The 22,401-nt window shown below is 36.5% G+C and carries 24 protein-coding genes; 9 read left to right on the top strand and 15 right to left on the bottom strand.

Going from position 1 to position 22,401, the window contains the following annotated elements; genetic code table 11:
- Nucleotides 1-167 precede the first annotated feature (167 nt).
- The 5 genes from MHB48_RS12620 to MHB48_RS12640 all read left to right on the top strand — a co-directional run bounded on the left by MHB48_RS12620 (nucleotide 168) and on the right by MHB48_RS12640 (nucleotide 3,428).
- The gene (locus MHB48_RS12620) at nucleotides 168-668 is read left to right on the top strand and encodes a DUF1189 family protein (protein ID WP_342598403.1); all 501 of its coding nucleotides are present in this window, start codon (nucleotides 168-170) and stop codon (nucleotides 666-668) included.
- 48 nt (nucleotides 669-716) lie between these two features.
- A complete protein-coding gene (locus tag MHB48_RS12625; RefSeq protein WP_342598404.1) occupies nucleotides 717-1,046 on the top strand; it encodes a hypothetical protein in 330 nt (109 codons plus the stop codon).
- A gap of 91 nt (nucleotides 1,047-1,137) precedes the next feature.
- Nucleotides 1,138-2,262 (top strand): flavodoxin-dependent (E)-4-hydroxy-3-methylbut-2-enyl-diphosphate synthase, encoded by a 1,125-nt coding sequence (ispG, locus tag MHB48_RS12630; protein WP_342598405.1) that lies wholly within the window; start codon nucleotides 1,138-1,140, stop codon nucleotides 2,260-2,262.
- Nucleotides 2,263-2,274: 12 nt separating this feature from the next.
- Nucleotides 2,275-2,853 (top strand): hypothetical protein, encoded by a 579-nt coding sequence (locus MHB48_RS12635; RefSeq protein WP_342598406.1) that lies wholly within the window; start codon nucleotides 2,275-2,277, stop codon nucleotides 2,851-2,853.
- 440 nt (nucleotides 2,854-3,293) lie between these two features.
- Entirely contained in the window at nucleotides 3,294-3,428 is a 135-nt protein-coding gene (locus MHB48_RS12640; RefSeq protein ID WP_342598407.1) for a hypothetical protein, read from the top strand.
- A 304-nt stretch (nucleotides 3,429-3,732) separates the two neighbouring features.
- Here the strand turns inward: MHB48_RS12640 and MHB48_RS12645 are convergent, their stop codons facing one another.
- The 3 genes from MHB48_RS12645 to MHB48_RS12655 are packed head-to-tail and all read right to left on the bottom strand — an operon-like array spanning nucleotide 3,733 to nucleotide 5,752.
- Nucleotides 3,733-4,143: a Fur family transcriptional regulator gene (locus tag MHB48_RS12645; RefSeq protein ID WP_342598408.1), complete on the bottom strand. Its 411-nt coding sequence runs from the start codon at nucleotides 4,141-4,143 to the stop codon at nucleotides 3,733-3,735.
- Nucleotides 4,140-4,988: a metal ABC transporter permease gene (locus tag MHB48_RS12650; protein WP_342598409.1), complete on the bottom strand. Its 849-nt coding sequence runs from the start codon at nucleotides 4,986-4,988 to the stop codon at nucleotides 4,140-4,142. The genes MHB48_RS12645 and MHB48_RS12650 overlap by 4 nt, the downstream gene beginning before the upstream one ends.
- Nucleotides 4,985-5,752: a metal ABC transporter ATP-binding protein gene (locus MHB48_RS12655; protein ID WP_340921886.1), complete on the bottom strand. Its 768-nt coding sequence runs from the start codon at nucleotides 5,750-5,752 to the stop codon at nucleotides 4,985-4,987. Before MHB48_RS12655 ends, MHB48_RS12650 begins: the two co-directional genes overlap by 4 nt.
- Before the next feature lie 102 nt (nucleotides 5,753-5,854).
- Here MHB48_RS12655 and MHB48_RS12660 point away from each other — a divergent pair, with 102 nt between their 5' ends.
- Nucleotides 5,855-6,115 carry a hypothetical protein gene (locus tag MHB48_RS12660; protein ID WP_342598410.1) on the top strand — a complete coding sequence of 87 codons (261 nt, stop codon included), beginning with the start codon at nucleotides 5,855-5,857 and terminating at the stop codon, nucleotides 6,113-6,115.
- A gap of 20 nt (nucleotides 6,116-6,135) precedes the next feature.
- On the opposite strand, the gene MHB48_RS12665 is transcribed toward MHB48_RS12660, so the two are convergent.
- Together MHB48_RS12665 and MHB48_RS12670 are read right to left on the bottom strand one after the other, a co-directional pair.
- The gene (locus MHB48_RS12665; RefSeq protein ID WP_342598411.1) at nucleotides 6,136-7,023 is read right to left on the bottom strand and encodes a deoxyribonuclease IV; all 888 of its coding nucleotides are present in this window, start codon (nucleotides 7,021-7,023) and stop codon (nucleotides 6,136-6,138) included.
- 12 nt (nucleotides 7,024-7,035) lie between these two features.
- A complete protein-coding gene (locus MHB48_RS12670) occupies nucleotides 7,036-8,337 on the bottom strand; it encodes a DEAD/DEAH box helicase (RefSeq protein WP_342598412.1) in 1,302 nt (433 codons plus the stop codon).
- A 103-nt stretch (nucleotides 8,338-8,440) separates the two neighbouring features.
- Between MHB48_RS12670 and vrrA the strand changes: the two genes are divergently transcribed.
- Together vrrA and MHB48_RS12680 are read left to right on the top strand one after the other, a co-directional pair.
- Complete coding sequence (gene vrrA, locus MHB48_RS12675; RefSeq protein WP_342598413.1) at nucleotides 8,441-9,073, top strand: VrrA/YqfQ family protein; 633 nt, start codon at nucleotides 8,441-8,443, stop codon at nucleotides 9,071-9,073.
- 66 nt (nucleotides 9,074-9,139) lie between these two features.
- Complete coding sequence (locus tag MHB48_RS12680) at nucleotides 9,140-10,117, top strand: 4-hydroxy-3-methylbut-2-enyl diphosphate reductase (protein WP_342598414.1); 978 nt, start codon at nucleotides 9,140-9,142, stop codon at nucleotides 10,115-10,117.
- Nucleotides 10,118-10,149: 32 nt separating this feature from the next.
- Here the strand turns inward: MHB48_RS12680 and MHB48_RS12685 are convergent, their stop codons facing one another.
- The 9 genes from MHB48_RS12685 to MHB48_RS12725 all read right to left on the bottom strand — a co-directional run bounded on the left by MHB48_RS12685 (nucleotide 10,150) and on the right by MHB48_RS12725 (nucleotide 19,551).
- Nucleotides 10,150-11,268 carry a Nif3-like dinuclear metal center hexameric protein gene (locus tag MHB48_RS12685; protein ID WP_342598415.1) on the bottom strand — a complete coding sequence of 373 codons (1,119 nt, stop codon included), beginning with the start codon at nucleotides 11,266-11,268 and terminating at the stop codon, nucleotides 10,150-10,152.
- A gap of 3 nt (nucleotides 11,269-11,271) precedes the next feature.
- Complete coding sequence (locus MHB48_RS12690; RefSeq protein ID WP_342598416.1) at nucleotides 11,272-11,964, bottom strand: tRNA (adenine(22)-N(1))-methyltransferase TrmK; 693 nt, start codon at nucleotides 11,962-11,964, stop codon at nucleotides 11,272-11,274.
- 151 nt (nucleotides 11,965-12,115) lie between these two features.
- Entirely contained in the window at nucleotides 12,116-12,478 is a 363-nt protein-coding gene (gene cccA, locus MHB48_RS12695; RefSeq protein WP_342598417.1) for a cytochrome c550, read from the bottom strand.
- A 134-nt stretch (nucleotides 12,479-12,612) separates the two neighbouring features.
- Nucleotides 12,613-13,752 carry an acyl-CoA dehydrogenase family protein gene (locus tag MHB48_RS12700; RefSeq protein ID WP_342598418.1) on the bottom strand — a complete coding sequence of 380 codons (1,140 nt, stop codon included), beginning with the start codon at nucleotides 13,750-13,752 and terminating at the stop codon, nucleotides 12,613-12,615.
- 360 nt (nucleotides 13,753-14,112) lie between these two features.
- Entirely contained in the window at nucleotides 14,113-14,664 is a 552-nt protein-coding gene (locus tag MHB48_RS12705; protein ID WP_342598419.1) for a hypothetical protein, read from the bottom strand.
- A gap of 220 nt (nucleotides 14,665-14,884) precedes the next feature.
- The gene (rpoD, locus tag MHB48_RS12710) at nucleotides 14,885-16,012 is read right to left on the bottom strand and encodes an RNA polymerase sigma factor RpoD (protein WP_342598420.1); all 1,128 of its coding nucleotides are present in this window, start codon (nucleotides 16,010-16,012) and stop codon (nucleotides 14,885-14,887) included.
- A gap of 28 nt (nucleotides 16,013-16,040) precedes the next feature.
- Nucleotides 16,041-17,870: a DNA primase gene (dnaG, locus tag MHB48_RS12715; protein ID WP_342598421.1), complete on the bottom strand. Its 1,830-nt coding sequence runs from the start codon at nucleotides 17,868-17,870 to the stop codon at nucleotides 16,041-16,043.
- A 221-nt stretch (nucleotides 17,871-18,091) separates the two neighbouring features.
- Nucleotides 18,092-18,901, bottom strand: a complete 810-nt coding sequence (locus MHB48_RS12720) for a pyruvate, water dikinase regulatory protein (RefSeq protein WP_342598422.1) — start codon at nucleotides 18,899-18,901, stop codon at nucleotides 18,092-18,094.
- A gap of 11 nt (nucleotides 18,902-18,912) precedes the next feature.
- On the bottom strand, nucleotides 18,913-19,551 hold the full coding sequence (locus MHB48_RS12725; protein ID WP_342598423.1) for a helix-turn-helix transcriptional regulator: 639 nt from the start codon (nucleotides 19,549-19,551) through the stop codon (nucleotides 18,913-18,915).
- 333 nt (nucleotides 19,552-19,884) lie between these two features.
- Between MHB48_RS12725 and MHB48_RS12730 the strand changes: the two genes are divergently transcribed.
- Nucleotides 19,885-21,267 carry a glycine--tRNA ligase gene (locus tag MHB48_RS12730; protein ID WP_342598424.1) on the top strand — a complete coding sequence of 461 codons (1,383 nt, stop codon included), beginning with the start codon at nucleotides 19,885-19,887 and terminating at the stop codon, nucleotides 21,265-21,267.
- A gap of 337 nt (nucleotides 21,268-21,604) precedes the next feature.
- Here MHB48_RS12730 and recO read toward each other — a convergent pair whose 3' ends face one another.
- Nucleotides 21,605-22,384, bottom strand: a complete 780-nt coding sequence (gene recO / locus MHB48_RS12735; protein WP_340921918.1) for a DNA repair protein RecO — start codon at nucleotides 22,382-22,384, stop codon at nucleotides 21,605-21,607.
- Nucleotides 22,385-22,401: the final 17 nt, after the last annotated feature.

Raw genomic sequence — 22,401 nt, forward strand, 5'->3', positions numbered from 1 at the left:
TAATTCAACTCCCATTTCGACAATTTTCACATGTACTTTACAAAACTAAAGTATAAAGGAAATGTAAAGAGAATGTATATACTTTTATAATTTCTTAACACTTTCGAATCATTTTTTTGTTTCCTATCTTCAAAAAATGTTAAAATAACTTAGAAAGGGTGTCTTCCATGAGTTTATTCCAAATTTTCAAAGCAAGTTTACATAGTCCAAAAAAAATTGCCGCTTTTCGACTCATTTCGATTGGCAAAGTGATGCAGTATATATTTTGTTATATTTTCATTATGTCTATTATTTCTTTTGTTCTTTTTATAAATGGAATTTCTGGCCAACATACAAGTATGGAAGGAATACTCGATTATTTTTCTGAAATTCTTTGGCTAGTCTATCCTTTTGCTTTTGTTTTTTTATTTGTATTAAATACGTTAATAATCTTTGTACGCATAAGTATATTTGCATACATTGGTAGTCTTATACTGCAGTTGAGAAAACGAAAAGGTGAATATCGTCATATTTGGCGAACTACACTCTTTGCTAGTACTTTATCGATGATGTTGTCTATAATTTTCGCGTTATTACAATGGTCGAGTACGTATATTCAGCTTATAATCTTTGGGATTACCATTATCTATTTAACTCTAGCTTCTAAATACTATCCTATTAAAAGATAATCATATAATCTCCTTGTCCTGCATAACTTTTGACAAGGAGGTTTTTTCATGAAAATATTCGTAGCAACTATTCTACTCTTAATCTCGTTCTATATTGTGAAAGTAGATTTATTTGAAGGAACAATACCACTCGCTTATTCAAATGAACCTGAAGTCGAAAAATGTTTAGAAACGCCCGATTTTATCTCCGTAGAGATTGTTGCTGGAGATACTATATATTCTTTATTTGCAATATACCCTTCCAATGAATCCATTTCCTTTACGGAAAGGTTAAGTGATTTTTATACGTTGAATCCACACCTTGTCAATCAAACATTCAGAGCTGGGGAAAAAGTATTGTTACCTGTGTACACAGCTTCTGCGCAATGCAAAAAATAATAGGTAGAAGTTTCTTCCTTGTCATTTCATTAGAAAGACTGATAAAATGAAGGATAGTGATGGCATAAAGCCTCAAGAAGGAGAGAATTTCATGAGTGAAATAATTCATCGTTCCAAAACTCGTCCCGTTCGAGTTGGAGACTTAACAATAGGTGGCAGTGACGAACTATTTATTCAAAGTATGACGACAACCAAAACACACGATGTAGAAGCAACAGTTGCAGAAATTTTGCGACTAGAAGAAGCGGGTTGTCAAATCGTTCGTGTCGCTTGTCCAGATGAACGTGCTGCGAATTCAATCGGTGAAATAAAAAAACGGATTAATATTCCACTAGTTGTGGATATTCATTTTGACTATAAACTTGCTCTTATTGCTATTGAGCAAGGTGCAGATAAAATTCGCATTAACCCAGGTAATATTGGACGTAAAGAAAAAGTGGAAGCTGTTGTAAATGCAGCTAAAGCAAAAGGTATTCCAATTCGCATTGGAGTAAATGCTGGTTCTCTTGAGAAAAAAATTCTAGAAAAATATGGATACCCTACTGCAGATGGAATGGTTGAAAGTGCACTGCATCATATTAAAATTCTAGAAGACTTAGATTTTCACGACATTATCGTGTCAATGAAGGCTTCTGATGTAACACTAGCAATTGAAGCATATCGTAAAGCATCTCAAGCATTTGATTATCCTCTACATCTTGGTATCACAGAATCCGGAACACTTTTTGCCGGTTCAATTAAAAGTGCTGCTGGTTTAGGGACATTGCTTTCTATGGGTATAGGAAATACAATGCGCGTTTCATTAAGTGCTGACCCTGTAGAAGAAGTAAAAGTGGCTCGTGAGCTCTTGAAAGTATTTGCTTTATCATCTAATGCAGCTACTTTAATCTCTTGCCCTACATGTGGTCGTATTGAAATCGACTTAATTTCGATTGCAAATGAAGTAGAGGAATATATTTCTCATATTAAAGCACCGATTAAGGTTGCAGTTTTAGGCTGCGCAGTTAACGGTCCTGGAGAAGCTCGAGAAGCAGATATTGGGATTGCAGGGGCTCGCGGAGAAGGTCTTTTATTCCGTAAAGGGAAGACAGTTCGTAAAGTACCAGAAGCAACGATGGTTGACGAATTAAAAATTGAAATCGATAAAATAGCTGCAGAGTATTTTGCAAAGCAAGAATTAGAAAAACAACAAGAGATAGAGAAACAACAAGCATAAGGAGATGTTGAAATGACGAACATTCGATTCGGAATCGATATAGACGGGACCGTAACATGCCCTACTTCTTTGCTTCCTCATATTAATAGTGCGTTTAATTGCAATTTACAATTAGACGACATTAAAGAATATGATTTAACTAAAGCATTTCCAGTGACCGAAAAAGAGTTTTACGAATGGTTTAAAAAAGAAGAATCAGTTATTTATGCAACTTCTCCAATTCAGCCAGACGCACATGCTGTTTTGTCGGCATGGAAGGAAAAGTATGAGTTATTTTTCATTTCTGCACGTGGAGAAAATGTAAGAGATGTCACGCTTAATTGGTTTAAAGAACAAGAGTTACTGTATGATCATATTGAGTTAATTGGCACTCATAATAAAATCGAAACTGCTAGAAAACATGGCGTCCATGTCTTCTTTGAAGATAAGCATGACAATGCAGTGGAAATTCATGAAGAATTGGATATTCCTGTTTTATTATTTAATACACCATACAATCAACAAGCTGCTCCAAAAGGTGTAATCCGTGTGAACAATTGGCTAGAAGCAAATGAATGGATTGAAAAAGAATTTGCAATGCCAATAAAATAAACGAGATAAGGATAGCCTTTCAAAGGGTTATCCTTTTTTCTTCTAATTAAAAGTATAAGGAGAATGTCCATGAACATTGCATGATATGTTGATCACACCCTAGGCACTCTATGTATAGATGCTTTTGGAGTGCTTGGAAAGGGACTAGTACTACACCATTACCTAGACTTCTTGATGTGGAGGGATGCGACAAAGTCGCATCCCTCCACATTTTTTCGGTAATTGTGTGGTAGTCGTTCGTCCATCGCTCCCCATAAGCATTATTACTAGAAATGCCAAAGCTTATTGAAATGAAAGAATAGGCCCTTTCCTATTTATAGAGTAAGCAGCCAAAGATACAATTTTGTCTGTTCAGTCCTTCTCTATCTTATTTCCGCCTTTCGATTGGAAGGAAGTATCCCTTTTCTACCATTATCTTTACAAAAATAAGCAAGGAACGCATGATTGAAAGTGGTGTAGCAGGTAGTGATGTAGTGATCATTTCGTCCAAAACGAACCAAAAAGTACAAGTGCAACATGTAATGTGGGAAATTGGATTAACAATAGCCATGATATATGGTAAAATTACCGATTAAGTTTTTCACTTCCAGTTATCAATATCTTTTTATTTGAACAGATTGAACAATCGAATTCGTAAAATAAGCGATACATAATGCAATGGATAAGGTGTAGTTTTGAATTAGCAAAAATTTATGATGTGTCACAACACACGATTAATGCGTCCACGGACGAAATCCCAAGCCTCCTAACTTGCAGGAGTCTCGCGGATTTTCGGCACAAAATATATGCTTATCAAAAACAAAAGCCAAATTTAACAGAGCCAATATAAAAAAAGTAGTGAAAGCCATGGATATTGGCCCTCACTACTTCTTATTTTTTTCAATGACATTCCGGACAGTTCCCGTAAATCTCAAACTTATGATTTTCAATTTGGTAGCCCGGTATCGAATTTTGAATTACTTCCATTGGACAAAAATTAATTTCTTTTATATTGCCGCATCTCATGCAAATAAAATGGTGATGATGGTGGTCCATTTCGCAATGCATACGGAAATGCTTCTCTCCTGTTAACTCTGTTTCTTCTAAAATACCAAGCTCTACAAACGTACTTAAATTGCGATAAATCGTATCATAGCTCATCCCAGGATGCTCTTCCATCATGACATTTAAAATATCTCTAGCTGTTATATACTTGGTAGTTTCTGAAAAAATTTTTAAGATTTGCTCTCTTTTATCTGTTTTTTTAAAGCCTTCTTTTTTAAGAATATCCCATGCTTTTTCTATATTCACGGAGACTCAACTCCCTTTCTCCCCATATTTTTCGACAAAATAGTAAGAAGTAAGATAATAATAGATGTAACAACAATGGTACCCCCTGGAGCTAAGTCTAAGTAAAACGCACTTACTAACCCAATAATGACAGCTAATTCTCCAAATAATACTGAAAAAATGATCGCTTGCTTAAAACTTTTGGAAATACGCATTGCTGCAGCTACTGGTAATGTCATTAACGATGACACTAGCAAAATGCCAACAATTCGCATAGATCCAGCAATAACTAATGCAATTACAATCATAAATAACAAATGAACCCACTTTGCAGGTAATCCAGAAGCTTTCGCATATTCTTCATCAAACGACAAAACAAATAATTCTTTGAAAAATAGCGTTAAAAATAATACAACGATAAAAGCTATACATAAAACAATCCACAAATCTTGCCGACTGACAGCAGATACAGAGCCAAATAAATAACTAAATAAATCAGAACTAAACCCTTCTGCTAACGAGATAAAAATAGCTCCAAAACCTAATCCTGCAGACATAATGATTGGAATTGCTAATTCTTCATAATGTTTATATAATCTGCGTAATCTTTCAATAAATAAAGAACCTGTAACCGAAGCTACAATACCCAAATATAAAGGATTTAATAACGCTAGAGCACCTATAGATTGACTCAAATACAAGCTTCCTGCAATCCCCGCAAGTGTAACATGACTCAGCGCATCAGCTATAAGGGAAAGTCTACGTACAACAATAAATACGCCCAAAAGAGGTACAATAACCCCAATGATTAGTCCGGATGCAAATGCATTTTGGAGAAATTGATATTGAAAGATCGAATCGATCATGATTGCACCTCGCTTCGATGTTCTACTTTGCGAACTGCGTGGCCATACCACGCTTCTAATTGTTCTTCACTCATTGCTTCCATATCATTCTTAAATCCGTGGAAATGTATACGCTGATTAAGACAGGCAACATGACTAATACTTTTGGAAACCGCATCTACATCATGTGTAACTAGTACAATTGTGATATTATGTTCCCGATTTAAATGCGATAACATATGATAAAACGAACGAACATTTTTACTATCTACTCCAACGGTTGGCTCATCTAATATTAAAACTTTTGGGTTACTAATCAATGCTCTTGCAATAAAAACGCGCTGTTGTTGCCCACCAGATAGATCTCCTATGTTCTTCCCTGCGAATTGCTCCATACCCACTGCTTTTAGAGCTTGTCGAACTTGCATTTGCACATCTTTCGGATAACGATGAAATAATCCAATTTTTTTAACTAATCCACTTCGCACTACTTCCCCTACTGTCGCCGGAAATCCTGTATTAAATGAATTTGATTTTTGGGACACATACCCTATCAATTCTTTTCCTTTGAATTGATTGGCTGGCTTACCGAAAAGAAATACCTCTCCTTTAGTCGGTTTTAATAAGCCTAGCATTATTTTTAATAATGTAGACTTTCCAGATCCATTTGGGCCAATAATCGCTAAAAATTCTCCTTCTGCAATCGTTAGATTAATATCTATCAATGCCTTCGTTTGTTCATATTGGTACGAAATATTATTTAAATTTATTAATGGTGTAGCCATTTTATTTCCTCTATTCCAATTCATAATGATTACGATTTACAAAGTTAAAGTATAGAGGAAAACTCGTCATGTGTAAATAAAATTGCTTGAAAGGATGTTTTAATGGATATTGCGAAGTTTGTTCTTCAGTTACAAAGTTGCTCCAAAAAAGAATTTAAAACAATCATTAAAGGGTTTGATATTAAGTTATCCGATAAAGAACTGGATGGTGTCTATCCATTGCTAAAAGAAATATCTATTACCTGGCTTGTACTTGGTGTACCAATTTCCATTCAACAAAAACTTATTCAAATACTTGGAGAACAACGGGCAGGCGCGCTTTATCAAGAAATATTAGAAAAAGCACCCTCCTCTTTTCGTTGAAAAGAAGAAGGTACTTTAAATTAATCTCGTAATGCGTCAATTGCTTCAGGGTTAAATGTTTTGGAACGAAGCATTTCAATTTCGTATTTATATGGAGCTTGTTTCGATTTAGCATCTACTCCTACGAAAGGTGTTTCTAAGATTTTTGGAATATCCGTTAGCTGTGGATGATGCACCACGTATTGGAGCGCATCAAAGCCAATCTCCCCAAAGCCAATATTCTCGTGTCGATCTTTAGCTGCTCCACGCACATTTTTACTATCATTTATATGAAGTACTTTTAAACGATCGATACCGATAATTTTATCAAATTGATTTAACACATCATCGAAATCATTTACGATATCATAGCCAGCGTCGTGAATATGACAAGTGTCTAAACAAATAGACAGACGATGATTATTGCTAACTCCATCAATAATTTGGGCTAATTCATCAAATGTACGCCCACATTCAGAGCCTTTTCCTGCCATTGTTTCTAAAGCAATTTGGACAGGGAAATCTTGTGTTAACACTTCATTAAGGCCTTCCACAATTTTCTGAATTCCAGCTTCAGCTCCTGCTCCAACATGAGCTCCTGGATGTAACACGATCTGAGTTGCACCAATTGCTGCTGTGCGTTCCACTTCTTTTTGTAAAAAGTCAACGCCTAGTGCAAATGTCTCTGGCTTAGTTGTATTGCCAAGATTAATAATATACGGTGCATGTACAACAATGTTAGACATCCCATTATCTTTCATATGTTGTAAGCCAGCTTCTATATTAAGTTCCTCGATTGGTTTTCTACGAGTATTTTGAGGTGCACCTGTATAAATCATAAATGTATTTGCACCATATGAAGCTGCTTCTTTGCTTGATGCAAGAAGCATGTCTTTTCCACTCATCGAAACATGTGATCCTAAAAGCAATGGAAAACCTCCTTATTTCTGACGGTTTTTAATACGGCGTTCTCTTTTCTTCACTTTATCCATTTCCCATTTCATATTACGTTTATAGCCTGGTTTTACTTTTTTCGGTTTACGAACCATAGACTTCGCTTTTGCATCTATTTCATTTTCATTTTTTGTACGATTTTTACGAGCGTGTCTTTCTTTTAAATCAGACCACTCACCATTTACAACATCCTTGTGCTCTAATGGTATGCCCATTTTTTCAATACGAACTAATGCATCTTCATCAGAAGGCTCATATAAAGTAATTGCTGTACCAGTTAAACCAGCACGAGCAGTTCTTCCCACACGATGAATGAAAAACTCTAAATCATCTGGAATTTCGTAGTTAATAACATGACTTACTCCTGGAATATCAATACCACGTGCTGCTAAATCAGTAGCTACAATATATTGAAACTCTAGTTCATGAATTTGTTTCATCACACGTTTTCGATCACGTGGAGAGATATCCCCATGAATAACTCCAACCTTATTTATTCCATTACCTTGTAAGTAATTAGCTACTTCATCTGCATGCTGTTTCGTATTCGCAAAAATGATCGCTAAGTATGGATTAATCCCTTCGATTACATCCAACAAACGTTTTTTACGTGATTTACTACGGACTGGGACAACGGTAAAGTCGATTCCATCAGCAACTGGACGTTTATCTCCCATTTTAATATGCACTGGTGAGTCCATATATTTTTTCAAGAATGGTTGTAGTTTTTCAGGAATAGTCGCAGAGAATACAAACATCTCTAATTGTTCTGGCATACGAGATGCGAACTGATCAATTTCACTTATAAAGCCTAGGTCAAATGCTAAATCCGCTTCATCTACTACTAGAATTTTTGAAGTGTGCACTAGTAATGCTTGTTCAACAGTTAAGTCACGCAGTCTTCCTGGTGTTCCAACAACAATTTGTGGTTGCGTCTTTAATTTCTCAATGGAACGTGCTTTGTCAGTACCACCAATGAATAGTTTTGTTTGTATTTCTGTACCTTCTACTAGCTTATTCAACTCTTTATAAATTTGAGTTGCAAGTTCTCTTGTTGGTGATGTAATAATTGCTTGTACTTCTTGTTTACTAGCATCTATTTTTTCAACAATTGGGATCAAAAAACTGTGTGTTTTTCCTGTTCCAGTATGTGCTTGACCAATCGCACTTCTCCCTTTTAAAACTAAAGGAATCATTTCTTTTTGAATTGGCGTTGGTTCTTGAAAGCCTAGTTTATCAATTGCATTTTGCAAAAAAGGCTGAAAATTATAATCTGTATATTTGGACATTTGAGTCCCTCCCTCACATTTCTTTATTGTACCACGATTGTACATAAAACGTATAATTTGCATAGAATAGATTAGTCTGTATTGTTCGAAAGGAGATGAAAAAATGCGCTACCAGTCTTTTTATCCATTCGCTCAACCACGTGGAAATGATTTTTTTAATATCAACAATTCTGCACCACTAAATACGCCCCCACCTGCTCAAGATATGTTTGTCCCACCTACTAATGCTCCTGCAAGCGGTCCTGCAACTAATCTGTTTAGACAGTTCCAAGGAGCTCTCGGTGGATTTCAACAAGGAGCCCCAGGTGGGTTTGAACAAGGACCCTTTGGTGGATTCCAGCAAGGAAGCCCAGCTGGATTTCAGCAAGGAGGACCAAGTGGCTTCCAGCAAGGAGGTCCAGGTGGATTTCAGCAAGGCGCCGGTGCTTTAGGCGCCCCACAACGAGGCGCTGGTGCTGGTGGAGGTAGAACCATGTCGTATTTACAAACCGCTGATAAATTTATTAACACAGCCCAACAGCTTACACCAATGGTTAGACAGTTTGCACCAATGATTCAAAATGTACCAGCACTTCTAAGGCTATATCGAGGGTTTCAGGCCGCTCCAAATGTCGCTACAGCAACTACTGCAGCTACAACCGCTACTAATGCAGGTGCAGCAGCTCCAGTTGCACGTGCTGCAGCAGCCGTGACGAATGGGCTTTCCCTTCCACGAATTTTCCAACCACCATTTTAATTTTTTGTAATCGTCTATGTGCTCCGTTATAATATGAGTATGCTCGTATTGAAGGGAGTTTCAGAAATGATTGTACAAAAAATTTCGCCAAGAGGATATTGTTACGGTGTAGTGGATGCAATGGTAATTGCTCGCAATGCTGCACTTGACAAATCTCTCCCTCGGCCAATATATATTTTAGGCATGATTGTCCATAACAAACATGTGACTGATGCTTTTGAAAAAGATGGGATTATTACGTTAGACGGCGAAAATCGTTTGGATATTCTTTCCAAAGTAGACAAAGGAACCGTAATTTTTACTGCACATGGGGTATCCCCAGAAGTAAAAGAACTTGCTCGTCAAAAAGGATTAGTATCTATTGATGCTACTTGCCCTGATGTTACTGTAACTCATGATTTAATTAAAGAAAAAACGGCTGAAGGCTTTGACATCATTTATATTGGTAAAAAAGGTCATCCGGAGCCAGAAGGTGCTATCGGTGTAGCGCCTGATAGGGTACACCTAGTACAATCGTTAGAGGATATTGAACATTTAACACTAAATACGGATAAACTACTCGTAACGAATCAAACTACGATGTCCCAATGGGATGTTGCACACTTGATGGAAAAACTTCAAGAAAAGTACCCGCATATTGATGTGCATCAAGAAATTTGCCTTGCTACTCAAGTAAGACAAGAAGCTGTTGCCCAACAAGCAGGTGAAGCTGATCTATTAATTGTTGTTGGTGATCCAATGAGTAATAACTCTAATAGACTGACACAAGTTTCGGAGGAGATTGCAGGTACACCTTCTTATCGAATAGGAGACATTTCGGAATTGAAGCTAGAATGGTTAGAAAATGTTCAGCATGTCGCGGTTACCGCTGGAGCATCTACTCCTACACCAATTGTGAAAGAAGTCATTCAATTTTTAGAGAAATACGACCCAAATGACATTTCTACTCATGATATTACGAAAAAAGTACTGCCAGAAAAGATTCTACCGAAAATAAAAGTTCCAAAACCAGTTATTCGTATTGAACCATATACAATGCAATAGTTAAAAGCTGCTTCCTCGGAAGCAGCTTTTTCTTATACTAATTGAAATGGTTCTGTTGAAAGCTTAGACGGAATGAATGTACATGAAAGTTTCTTTTCGTTACATGCTGAATTCATATAATCAGCAACTCCTACTTTCATAATCTGCTCCACATGATGGCCTGGATCAATTACGGCTAGGTTAATAGCCTCTGCATCTTGCGCCACATGAAAGTACAAATCTCCCGTTATAAAGACATCCGCACCTGCTCTTTTAGCGACTTGAATGTATTTATTACCGTCTCCACCAAGCACAGCAATTTTTTGAACAGTCTTCTTCATATCTCCAACCACCCGCACAAACGGGACACCAAGCTGCTGTTTTACTGTTCGTGCATATTCTGCAAGTGTGACTGGGTTTGGCAATGTACCAATTCTTCCAAGTCCTTTTTCATTCACTTCTGATTCTAATAAGATTAAATCATAGGCTGGTTCTTCATAAGGATGAATAGACAGCAAAGCTTTTAATAGTCGACTTTTCATAGTAACTGGAAAAACAACCTCTATTTTATCTTCCTTTACTATGGTAAGTTCATTCGCTATACCTAAATAAGGATCGGCATTTTCAGAAGGTTTAAAACGCCCTTCTCCACTCGAAGTAAAACTACATGCATCATACTCTCCAATTTGACCAGCTCCTGCTGTATTTAAAGCAGCTCTTACTTGCTCTGTCGATTCTTTTGGCGTGAATACCGCTAGTTTCATCAACTTCTCGGTAGACGTTGGTTCTAAGATTTTCACATTTGCCAATTGTAATTGGTTTGCGAGTAAATCATTTACTCCACCAGTAGCTATATCTAAATTAGTATGCGCTGCGTATACTGCAATGTCATGCTTAATTAGTTTTTCTATTAAGCTTCCTTGCGGTAAATCTGTACGCATATTTTTTAGTCCTCGATAAATCGGTGGATGGTGTGCGATGATAAGCTGGCAATCGCTATCTATTGCTTCCTGTACTACATCAGGATTGACGTCTAGTGTTACGAGCACTTTGGAGATAGGCTTATTTAGAGTACCTATTTGAAGTCCTACGGGGTCTCCTTCAACTGCAAGTGACTTAGGGGCCCATTGTTCAAATAGTGAGATAAGCTGTTGACCATTTGTTTGCTTCATTTTTTATAGCAACTCCCTCACCAATGCGACTTTTGTCTGCAGTTCCTCTTTCTTTGACTGAACATCTATTGTTAATGGTATATTATTTAACTGGTCAATAATTCGTTGCCATTCGTTTATTTCATTCTTCCATTTTTTCTTAAAAACAGGTGATTTTTCTTTCAGCAGCATAGGGCCTACTAACAGTTCTTGATCCGTCAGTTCCATTTTGCCTTTTTTAAGTACTAGAATTTCATAAATCTTATCATGTTCTTCTAGTATCGTTTCATTTACAATTTTCCACTTCTCATTTATTGCCCATTCCCGAATTGCTTTCGCATGAATGTTGGGTTGTAAAATTAATGTATCCACTGTAGAGAGTTTTTTCTTTCCTGCTTCTAAAATAGAAGCAATTAGTGGACCTCCCATTCCGGCAATTGTAATGGTGCCTACATTGTCTTCTTCTTTTACAACTTCTAGACCGTTTCCAAATCGTACATCTATATTTTCTTCTAAATTTTCACTTTTCACTTGCTTTTGTGCCGATTCAAAAGGTCCTTTTACAACCTCACCCGCAATTGCGTTTGAAATTATTCCTGCATGCACTAAGTAACAAGGTAAATAGGCATGATCACTTCCAATATCCGCTAAAATAGCATCTTTTTCAACAAAGGAAGCGACCGTTTTTAGTCTTTCCGATAAATTTTTTGCATTCAATAGTAAACACCTCTTCTTTTAACATTATAGCAAAGAAAAGCGTATGACGCCTGTAATCTCTAAGAGTAAAATTTTATACTTACGCACCATTCAAGTAAAAAAGACCTCGATTCTTTTACAGAATCCGAGGCCTTTTTATTAGAATTTTTGATTACTCTAAAGATTTAACCCAAGCAGCCATAGCGTCTAGGTTTTCTTCTGGTACTAAGCCAGGTGGCATAGCGCCTTTACCGTTTGCTAATACTTCTTTAATTTCCTCTTCAGAAAGTGCAGTTCCTACTAATTTTGGTCCCACACCACCTTCATAACTGTTACCGTGACAACCGATACATTTACCTTGAGCAAGAGCTTCAGGATCAAAGTTACCTGCTGCCGCTTCTTCACCGCCACCTTCAGCAGCATGCTCCGTTGCCATTTCTTCTTTATTATTTACTCCATCAACAGATAAGAAGAAAATTAGACCGATACCAAATGCCATGATTAAGATAAATGGAATTATTGGATTCTTTTGCATTGTTAACCCTCCCTCTAAATACAATCTTTTCTAATAGAATTAGTCAACACTAATATTGTACTGCATTCTAATGAAAACGAAAAGCCTAAAGAGGAAGTTTTCTTACTTTGTGACAATTTCGACACATTATTAAACTAACAACCTAAATGCCTTGCGATTACCATACGTTGTACTTCCGAGGTACCTTCACCTATTTCTAATAGTTTAGCATCCCTCATAAAACGTTCTACTTCATATTCTTTCATATAACCGTAGCCACCATGAATTTGAATTGCTTGGTCTGCTATTTCCATGGCAATTTCGGAAGCATATAACTTACACATGGAAGCTTCTTTACCAAATGCACGACCTTGGTCCTTTAACCAAGCCGCTTTGTATACTATCGTTCGAGCTAGCTCGAGTTTCATTGCCATATCCGCTAACTTGAACTGCGTTATTTGGAATTCAGAAAGTGTTTTACCAAATTGTTTACGCTCCTTTGAATAGCGAATCGCACGATCAAAAGCAGCTTGCGCAATTCCTACTGCCATAGCACCGATACCAATACGTCCACCGTCTAACGTAACTAAAAATTGTCTAAATCCATTTCCTCGTTTACCAAGTAAATTTTCTTGTGGAACTCGAACATTTTCTAAAACTAACTCAGTTGTATTAGAAGCATTTAATCCCATTTTTTCATAGTTATCTATAACTGTAAATCCATCTGCATCAGTTGGTACAATTATGGCAGAAATTTCTTTTTCCCCATTCTTTATATCTGTAATAGCTGTTAGTGCTAAATGTTTTGCATAGGTAGCATTTGTAATAAATGCTTTATTTCCATTTATCACAAAATCATTACCATCTTCTTTTGCAGTCGTTTGCGTTCCTCCAGCATCTGATCCAGCATTAGGCTCTGTTAATCCGAAAGCACCAAAAGATTCACCTGTACATATTGGAACTAAATATTTTTGCTTTTGCTCTTCTGTTCCAAACAAACTTATAGGAGAACCACCTAATGAAATATGAGCAGAATACGTAATACCGGTCGAAGCACATGCTCGACTTAGCTCCTCTGTGACAATCGCAAAACTTATGGTGTCTGCACCTGCTCCACCATACTCCTCTGCAAACGGTAAGCCCATCATCCCCATGTCGGCTAACTGTTTGAAGATTTCTTTTGGAAATGCTTTTGTTTTATCTCGCTCCATTGCACCAGGAGCAACCACTTCATCTGCAAACTGACGAATTGTTTTTCGTATCATTTGCTGTTCTTGCGTCAAATCGAAATTCATCTCTTCCATCCCCTTTGTAAAAAAACGCTTACATTCTTATTATACTAAAAAAACTGTAAATTTACAGTATATAAAAAATCTGTTCTCCAAGTCCAAGTATAAAAGAACTTGAAAGACAGATTTTATTAGATAAATAAACTTAAGAGTAAGAGAACCCCAATTCTATATTTATCCAATTTTCTATCAATTAATTTTATATAGTGCACTAGTTTACGCTTGAAAGCGATAAACATGCTTCTCATCCAGTACTTAGTTCACCCTTTATTTGATTCAACAAAAGATGTACTGCTTGATTAGCTGTTTCGACGCACAAAACACCAACTGATTTTTGTTAATCAGTTGGTGTTTTAGCTAAATTCATTAAAGATAAATTTTAAAAAAGTAGAATACTATAAGTACAATTCCTAAAATGCCAGAAATGCTGAAATACACTAGTTTCAGTAGTAATCCGGAAAATAGCCATAGTAAACAATTTCCGATGATTAATCCAACCAACATGAGAGGATAATTATCAAAATAAATGTCCCATACTTTAAAAGACAATCCTAAAAGTAGTAATGCGGAAAATACGAATAATAGTGGAGTCATAATCGATTTCGTTTTTGCTAGTTTAATTGCTATGTATAAGAATGCGAAAACAGCAATTCCAGAACCAATAATAGGAATCAAAACAGCAGAAGACATAAATATTAGTGCCACTAGTAATAGGCCTGTCAAGATTCCAATAGCCACTGGTAGTAACATATTCTTCTTCTCTTTTGCAAGTATAGCTTTGGTAGGTTTCTCTTGTTCTACTAATTCTCCTTGTGCATACAATGCGATTAAAAAATCACAATAATGTTCCGGAAGAAGCTTATTTTTCTTCCAGAAAGCTATTTCATTTAAGATGATTTGTTTACGCTGAAGTGACATTACACGTCCTCATTTCATTATACAATTGACAATAGTATACCATTTAAACTAGATTGAAAAAAAGACAGCCTTTAGGGGCACTGCAAGAATCTATCATTCATATTCAATAAAAACGCCCCCAATTTATGTTTTTACATAATTTGGGGGCGTTTTTATTATGAAACTGGATGTTTTTATCCTCTTTGCATTGCGCTCTTAAGATAGTGGATATCTTTCAATTCTATTCTAAAAAGTCTTTAAGACGTTTACTTCTAGATGGATGACGAAGTTTACGTAAAGCTTTCGCTTCAATTTGACGAATACGTTCACGTGTAACACCAAATACTTTACCTACTTCTTCGAGTGTTCTCGTACGTCCATCATCTAAACCAAAACGAAGGCGTAGTACATTTTCTTCTCTGTCTGTTAATGTATCTAACACATCTTCTAATTGCTCTTTTAAAAGCTCATAAGCTGCATGATCTGATGGAGATTGAGCGTCCGCATCTTCGATAAAATCACCTAAATGGGAATCATCTTCTTCTCCTATAGGAGTTTCTAATGAAACAGGCTCTTGCGCAATTTTTAAAATTTCACGTACTTTTTCTGCAGGTAAATCCATTTCTTCCCCAATTTCTTCTGGAGAGGGCTCTCTACCTAAGTCTTGTAGTAATTGACGTTGCACACGTATTAATTTATTAATTGTTTCAACCATATGCACAGGAATACGAATGGTTCTAGCTTGGTCCGCAATCGCACGAGTGATCGCTTGTCTAATCCACCACGTTGCATACGTACTAAATTTGAACCCTTTACGATGGTCAAACTTCTCAACCGCTTTAATAAGTCCCATATTACCTTCTTGGATTAAATCTAAGAAAAGCATACCTCGACCAACGTAACGCTTAGCAATACTTACTACTAATCGAAGATTCGCTTCTGCTAGACGTTTTCTAGCTTCTTCATCACCTTGTTCAATTCGTTCAGCCAATGCAATTTCTTCAGATGCTTTTAATAAATCAACACGACCTATTTCTTTTAAATACATACGCACTGGATCATTAATTTTTACACCAGGAGGAACACTTAAATCGTTTAGATCGAAAGTTTCTTCTTCTTTTCCTTTCATTAAACGGTCTAAGTCTTCTTCATCGCCATCTTTTCGGCCAAGTTCAATCCCCTTACCTTCTAGGTGATCAATGAACTCTTCGATTTGATCGGATTCCAAGTCAAAGGAAGCAAGTTTCTCTGCTATATCGTGATAAGTTAACTCACCATTTTTTTTACCTAGTTCGATTAATTGTTTTTTTGCTTCTGCTAATGATAATTCAATATCCGTTTCTTTTGTACGTTCAGACTTGTCCGCCATAAGAATTCCTCCTTTTACTACCGGATAATTACACAAAAGTTGCTAAAGATTTTCTCAACTGAATCGCCTCTTGGGCTAGTTTTAGTGCTTTTGCCATGTCAGCCATTTTCTCTGCTTCTTTTGCTTCCTGTAACTTCCGTTCAATTTGTTGCTCTATCCGGTATTTTCGAATATGGCGCAAACAGTCCATGACTTCCTCTGTTTCATGATCTGGATCACGTTCTGAGAGCGCTGCTTCCATAACTATTTTTCTAAGCTCTGCATCGTTTAGTACTTCTAAAAATCGCTGATAGTCGCCGTCTGGATAATCTTCATAATATCCAGTTAATCTTACATAAGCTGCCTCGTAGGCATCTCTAATAAAACATTGTTCCCCACTACTATTTCGAGCTATATCAATTACTTGTGCATTGTGAAGCATATGAGAAAGTAGAATTCTTTCTGCTCTTTCATCTGCCGATATAGTCCTCTTCTTTTTAGTCATCACTTGCTGAGTTGGCAGAGGATCGGACTGCTCATTCTTAAATTGTTTTGCCTTTTTTCCTTGCAGTTTTCGTAAGTGCTGATAAATTGCTTCTTCTGATACATTCGTCTCTTGCGAAAGTTGTCGAATATATAGGTCACGCTCTACGGAAGAGTTTCTTTCACTCAGTATTTCCAAGATCTCTTGAATATACTGCAGCGTATCGTTTTCATTATTAAAATTTTTGTCTCTTTTCGAAACAATCATCATAAAAGATAAATAAGAATGGGGCTTTTCAATAATTTTCGTTTGAAAAGCCTCTTCCCCATAGTTTTTAATATAATCATCTGGATCCATTGCATCTGGTATGATTGCGACTTCAGTTTGAATGTTTTGAGCTTGCAAAGAGTTTGCTGCTCTTTTAGCCGCTTCCATACCAGCTTTATCTCCGTCATAACATAGTGTGACGTTTGAGGTTAATCTATTCAGTTTTGTTATATGTTGAGACGTCAATGCAGTTCCCATTGTTGCAACGCCATTTTCTATTCCAGCTTTAGATGCTGCAATCACATCTAAGAAACCTTCAAAAACAACGACATTGCGTTGCTTTCGAATTTCTAGTCTAGCTTTATCTAAGTTATAAAGTACTTGGCTTTTCTGGAAAATAGGAGATTCTGGACTATTTAAATACTTTGCTTCATTTTCATTTTTCTCAAGTATTCTTCCAGAAAAAGCAATTACTTGCCCAGTTTCATCAAAGACGGGAAACATTATTCTTCCTCGAAAACGATCAAAATACTTTAATTCATTTTCTTTTCTGATAATGAGCCCAGTTTTCTCAATTTCTTGTAAATCCATACCTTTTCGTTCTAATAAGGTCGTTAGAGCATCCCAATTAGGAAGTGACCAACCTATTTTATACTTTTCGATAAGTTGTGCAGAAAACCCTCTTTCTTCTAAGTAATTTAATGCATTTTCCCCTTCCTCCGTATGAAGTAGTAAATGGTGAAAATAATCGCTTGCAAATTCATGCGCTTTTTTCATGATTGACACTTCTTTTGAGATAGGTGCTTTTACTTCTGAATTATTGGAGGAGCTTTCTTCGATCGTTAAACCTATTCGACTTCCAAGTTTACTTACTGCATCTTGGAAAGACAGATTTTCGATATCCATTAAAAATGTAATTACGTTTCCGCCAGCCCCACATCCAAAACAATGAAAAATTTGTTTTTCTTGGGTTACTGAAAAAGAGGGTGTTTGTTCACCGTGAAAGGGACATAGGCCAAAATAATTTCTACCTCTTTTCGTAAGTTGAACATATTCACTAATTACATCGACAATATCTGTGTTATTTCTAACTTGTTCGATAACTTGTTCTTCTATACGATTTGTCATTATTTCACCAGCTTTACTTGCTACTTTGTATTAATTCGAGAGAATCAAGAAAAATCCTGCAAGAATCGACAAAATAATTCAAAAAAAAGTTTCATATAGCTATTATCCTTTTTCCACAAATAACTATTATAAAACATTTTATTTTATTAATCTATACTTTATTCGATTCTCCATACAAAAAAACCTTTTCACAAATGTGAATCGGCTTTTATATCATAAAATTATTTTTGCTGTACATGATTAATCACTACATTAGCAGTTTCTTCTACTGCTCTATTTGTTACATCGATTACTCTACACCCTATTTTTTTTACGATTTTTTCAAAATGGGCGATTTCATCGTTTATACGATCTATTTTAGCATAACTTGCATCATCATTTAAACCAATAGCTATTAATCTTTCTTTGCGAATCGTGTTTAATTTTTCTGGAGTAATAACTAATCCGAAGCATTTAGCAGGATCTACTAAGAAAAGCTCCTCTGGTGGCTCCACTTCTGGAACAAGTGGCACATTAGCAACTTTATATCTTTTATGCGCTAAATACTGGGATAATGGTGTTTTAGAAGTGCGAGAAACGCCTATTAAAACAATATCTGCTTGTAATACGCCTCTTGGATCTCTACCATCATCATACTTTACTGCAAATTCAATTGCTTCGATTTTCTTAAAATAATCTTCATCTAACTTCCGAACTAATCCAGGCTCTTCAAAAGCCTTTTCTTCTAAATTTTTCTCCAATAAATTGATTACTGGACCAATTAAATCAACCGATTCTAAATTATACAGATCGCAATATTTGATAAGTGCATCTCGCATGCCCTTCTGAACAAGTGTATACAAAATAATTGCCTTTTGTTCATTTGCCAGTTCCGTAATTTCTTTAATATGATCCAAAGAATCAATATGAGGAAATCTTTTCAATTTTGTATGTTGTAGACCAGGTCTAAATTGACTTATTGCCGCTTTTGCTACTAGTTCGCCCGTTTCTCCGATAGAATCTGAGACTATAAACAGGTTTAGCATTTTCATCGTTTCACTCCTCATAGATCATGGTCTTCAGCTAAAGATAAGAAAGCTCGTGTAATATTCGTTTTCGTAATTCTCCCAACTACCTCTAATCCATCTTCTCGCGTTTTTACAACTGGTAATGAATCAATTTGACGACTCATTAATTTATTTGCTACCTCGATAATCGTATCTTCTTTTGAACAGTACGTAATATTTGGCATTCTTGTCATAATCATATGTACTGGGATCATATTTAAATCCTGATTACCTATACTAGTGCGTAGAAAATCTTTTCTCGAAAGAACACCAGATAATAGTGATTTTTTATCAATGACGAATAATGATCCTACGTCTTCTAAAAACATATGACAGATTGCATCATATACAGTCATACTTTCATCCACCACGATTGGGATAGACTGAAAATCCTTTACGAGCATTTGTGCAATACTATCGGAAATTGCTTGGCTTGTTTTTTTGCCAGAATAAAAATATCCAACGCGCGGGCGAGCATCAAGAAATCCAGCCATTGTTAAAATAGCAAGATCTGGTCTAAGAGTAGACCTAGTTAATTTAAGTCGTTCTGCAATTTGTTCACCAGTAATAGGGCCGTTTCCTTTTACAATGTCCAAAATTTCGACTTGCCGTTTGTTGAGTTCGATTGGACTCACCGCCTCAAAGTGTTATACTAATACTCATTTATTATATACTATATTAACCGTTATTGCGAAGTAAAGAAGCTCGTGATACAATAGCAACAAATAATAAAGCGTTGAAGAGCATTATAAGTACTGTACCAGTAGCGAGTGGAGGTAGTGAAAGTCCACATGACAGGAAAACGGCAGCTCGGAGCTTATGCTTTTAAAGAGGATTGTTTTTACAATCAATCGGGGTGGAACCGCGGGTATTAAACTCGTCCCCGGGCTAATATGGCCCGGAGACGAGTTTTTTTGTCTCTATTTTTCCTTTTAAGAGCATTTATAAAATAACATGGAGGTCTTTATATGAAATTTACAATGGAAAACGTAGTAAGCTTGGCTAAACAAAGAGGATTTGTTTTCCCAGGGTCTGAAATTTATGGCGGATTGGCGAACACTTGGGATTACGGTCCACTAGGTGTGGAATTAAAAAACAATGTAAAAAAAGCATGGTGGAAAAAATTTGTTCAAGAATCTCCTTATAATGTAGGCTTAGACGCTGCAATTTTAATGAACCCGAAAACATGGGTTGCTTCTGGACATATCGGTAATTTTAACGATCCTATGATTGACTGTAAAAAGTGTAAATCACGACACCGTGTCGATAAAATTATTGAAGATGCACTTGAGAAAAAAGGGATTGAAATGGTTATTGACGGTCTTTCATTCGAGAAAATGGAAGAAATCATGAAAGAACATAATGTCGTGTGTCCATCATGTGGTGCTTTTGACTACACAGAAATTCGCCAGTTCAATTTAATGTTCAAAACGTTCCAAGGTGTGACTGAAGCTTCAACAAATGAAATTTTCTTACGACCTGAAACTGCACAAGGTATTTTTGTTAACTACAAAAATGTCCAACGTTCGATGCGTAAAAAAATGCCATTTGGTATTGCACAAGTAGGTAAAAGTTTCCGTAACGAAATTACACCAGGTAACTTCACATTCCGTACAAGAGAATTCGAGCAAATGGAATTAGAATTTTTCTGTAAACCAGGTGAAGATATGGAATGGTTCCAATTCTGGCGCAACTATTGTAAAGATTGGTTATTAAAATTAGGCGTTGCAGAGGATAGCATTCGTTTACGTGACCACTCTGAAGACGAACTTTCTCATTACTCCAATGCTACAACAGATATCGAATTTAAATTCCCATTTGGTTGGGGCGAGCTATGGGGTATTGCCGATAGAACTGATTTTGACCTAAAACAGCATATGGAGCATTCTGGTGAAGATTTTAACTATATTGATCCAGTAACAAACGAGAGATATGTACCATATTGCATCGAACCTTCTTTAGGAGCAGACCGTGTTACACTTGCTTTCCTATGTGAAGCTTTCGACGAGGAGCAACTGGAAGGCGATGACACGCGTACTGTATTACGATTCCATCCTGCACTTGCACCTGTAAAAGCAGCGATTCTACCTTTATCTAAAAAATTATCTGAAGGTGCGACATCTTTATTTGCAGACTTAAGCAAACACTTTATGGTAGATTATGACGAGTCACAGTCTATTGGTAAACGTTACCGTCGTCAAGATGAAATTGGTACACCATTCTGTATCACATACGATTTCGACTCTGAAACAGATGGTCAAGTAACAGTACGTCACCGTGATTCTATGGAACAAACAAGAATGCCAATCGCAGATGTAAAAGCATATATTGAAAGCCATCTACAATTTTAAAAATAGCTTTAAGCGTCCTTTAAAAGCCAAACCTGTTTACGCACGTTTTCACAGTGCTTTGGACGGGACGTGTGGTACAACATTGCCAAGTGGTGATAGTTTAGAAGGGAGAAAAGTGACTAGCGTCACTTTCCTCCCTTCTTTTTTCGATAATCGTGTGGTAGTCGTTCATCTGTCACTCTCCATAGGGACTAGTGATCATTCCATCCAAAGCGAACCAAAAACGTACAAGTGCAAAATGGATACCTTGCGCATTTAATGTGAAATATTAATGGGGCAAATTGGATAATCAACAGCCGTGACATTAAATGACAGAAAAAGATCCAAGTCAGAAGAATTATTCTGAACTTGGATCTTTTTTTGGATTGAAAAACTCAGGTGTCTTCTCCATTTGATCTAAAAAACCTTGCGATTTCAAACGAATACCGACTTGCTCATTATAGATTGTACGAACTATTTTTTTAATAAACCCTTTTGACTCTTTTTTTAAGGAAAGCTTTCCAACCTGGTTAATCGGAACCGTATAAAAAGTCCGGATAAGTTTGACCTGCGCAGGTGTCAGTCGTATTAAATACGGATCAATCGAAAAGCATCTGTGACAAAGAAAGCCAATTTGGGCAAAAGAAAATGCAAACTCTCCATCTGTCGCACCACAATTAACACATTGATGTAACACAGGATGAATCCCTGCGATAGGTAGCATTTTCCACTCAACAAATAAACTAATTGCTTCCGGATCATATTCTTGCGAAATAGCTTCCAACGCTTGTTGCAAAATAGTAAACACATGCGGTTTCGGATACTCATCATCTATTAGCTTATCAACTAGTTCCATTATAAAGCTGGCGTATGCGGTAGTGAAAATATCTTCACGAATAGAGCGCATCGAGTCGATGATCTCGCCTTGCTGTAGTGTTCCCATTCCTCTACCTTGTTGAATTAGAAAATAGGCATACGTGAAAGGCTGAGATATAGAGGACAGCCGGCTCGTCGGTTTTTTTGCCCCACGAGCCATCGCCGCTCTCTTTCCAAGTTCTCGCGAAAAAATAGTGACTATTTTATCTGTTTCTCCATATGATGAAGTCCGTAAGACAATCCCTTCTACTTTTTGAAGCAAAAGCCTTCCCTTCCTTC

The sequence above is a fragment of the Psychrobacillus sp. FSL H8-0483 genome, from assembly GCF_038637725.1.
In the GTDB taxonomy this organism is placed as follows: Bacteria; Bacillota; Bacilli; order Bacillales_A; family Planococcaceae; genus Psychrobacillus.

Bases quoted from the DNA above. Each gene is read 5' to 3' on its own strand.
- MHB48_RS12620 (WP_342598403.1), top strand. From the start codon at position 168: ATGAGTTTATTCCAAATTTTCAAAGCAAGTTTACATAGTCCAAAAAAA.
- MHB48_RS12625 (WP_342598404.1), top strand. From the start codon at position 717: ATGAAAATATTCGTAGCAACTATTCTACTCTTAATCTCGTTCTATATT.
- ispG (WP_342598405.1), top strand. From the start codon at position 1,138: ATGAGTGAAATAATTCATCGTTCCAAAACTCGTCCCGTTCGAGTTGGA.
- MHB48_RS12635 (WP_342598406.1), top strand. From the start codon at position 2,275: ATGACGAACATTCGATTCGGAATCGATATAGACGGGACCGTAACATGC.
- MHB48_RS12640 (WP_342598407.1), top strand. From the start codon at position 3,294: ATGATTGAAAGTGGTGTAGCAGGTAGTGATGTAGTGATCATTTCGTCC.
- MHB48_RS12650 (WP_342598409.1), bottom strand. From the start codon at position 4,988: ATGATCGATTCGATCTTTCAATATCAATTTCTCCAAAATGCATTTGCA.
- MHB48_RS12655 (WP_340921886.1), bottom strand. From the start codon at position 5,752: ATGGCTACACCATTAATAAATTTAAATAATATTTCGTACCAATATGAA.
- MHB48_RS12660 (WP_342598410.1), top strand. From the start codon at position 5,855: ATGGATATTGCGAAGTTTGTTCTTCAGTTACAAAGTTGCTCCAAAAAA.
- MHB48_RS12670 (WP_342598412.1), bottom strand. From the start codon at position 8,337: ATGTCCAAATATACAGATTATAATTTTCAGCCTTTTTTGCAAAATGCA.
- vrrA (WP_342598413.1), top strand. From the start codon at position 8,441: ATGCGCTACCAGTCTTTTTATCCATTCGCTCAACCACGTGGAAATGAT.
- MHB48_RS12680 (WP_342598414.1), top strand. From the start codon at position 9,140: ATGATTGTACAAAAAATTTCGCCAAGAGGATATTGTTACGGTGTAGTG.
- MHB48_RS12685 (WP_342598415.1), bottom strand. From the start codon at position 11,268: ATGAAGCAAACAAATGGTCAACAGCTTATCTCACTATTTGAACAATGG.
- cccA (WP_342598417.1), bottom strand. From the start codon at position 12,478: ATGCAAAAGAATCCAATAATTCCATTTATCTTAATCATGGCATTTGGT.
- MHB48_RS12700 (WP_342598418.1), bottom strand. From the start codon at position 13,752: ATGAATTTCGATTTGACGCAAGAACAGCAAATGATACGAAAAACAATT.
- MHB48_RS12705 (WP_342598419.1), bottom strand. From the start codon at position 14,664: ATGTCACTTCAGCGTAAACAAATCATCTTAAATGAAATAGCTTTCTGG.
- rpoD (WP_342598420.1), bottom strand. From the start codon at position 16,012: ATGGCGGACAAGTCTGAACGTACAAAAGAAACGGATATTGAATTATCA.
- dnaG (WP_342598421.1), bottom strand. From the start codon at position 17,870: ATGACAAATCGTATAGAAGAACAAGTTATCGAACAAGTTAGAAATAAC.
- MHB48_RS12720 (WP_342598422.1), bottom strand. From the start codon at position 18,901: ATGAAAATGCTAAACCTGTTTATAGTCTCAGATTCTATCGGAGAAACG.
- MHB48_RS12730 (WP_342598424.1), top strand. From the start codon at position 19,885: ATGAAATTTACAATGGAAAACGTAGTAAGCTTGGCTAAACAAAGAGGA.